Consider the following 503-nt stretch of genomic DNA (forward strand, 5'->3'; position numbering starts at 1 on the left):
AGCGCAAGCCTGACCCGCGTCTCGCGCTCGCCGGCGGAACCGATAGCACGCCGTGCGAAGGGCTCCGCCTCGGCCGTGCGCCGGAACTTGAGCAGGATCAGCGCCTGCTCCTCGTCGCGCAGCGGGCCGAGCAGGCTCTTGACCGGAATCTGGCCAATGCTCGACAGCGCGCGCGCCTGGTCTCCGCGCTCGGCCGCATCCCAGCCATTGAGCAGCGGCGCAAGGAAGCCGAGATTGCCGGTGCCGCCCTGCGAGGCCAACCACGGCACGGCGCGGTCGAGACGGCGCTGCTTGACGGCTTCGGCGACGAGCAGCAGCCGCGCGTCGGTCGACAATTTGTTGGCCGGGAGCTTGGCCGCGAGGCTGAGCGCAAGCGGCATCTGTCCCGCGCCGATCGCTTCGGTAATCGCCTGCTGCACAAACTGAACCTCGCCCGGCTGGGCGTCGGCGAGCGAGGCGAGCAGCTCGGCGGCGCGGGCGTGCTCGCCGTTGATCGCCGCGGC

1 protein-coding gene is annotated in these 503 nt (G+C 71.6%); it reads right to left on the reverse strand.

All coding sequences use genetic code 11. The annotated features are described in order from the left end of the window. On the reverse strand, positions 1 to 503 hold a 503-nt coding region (locus tag GH737_RS15675; protein ID WP_196233261.1), incomplete at both ends, for a hypothetical protein.

This window comes from Sphingomonas segetis, assembly GCF_009720245.1.
GTDB lineage: Bacteria > Pseudomonadota > Alphaproteobacteria > Sphingomonadales > Sphingomonadaceae > Sphingomicrobium > Sphingomicrobium segetis.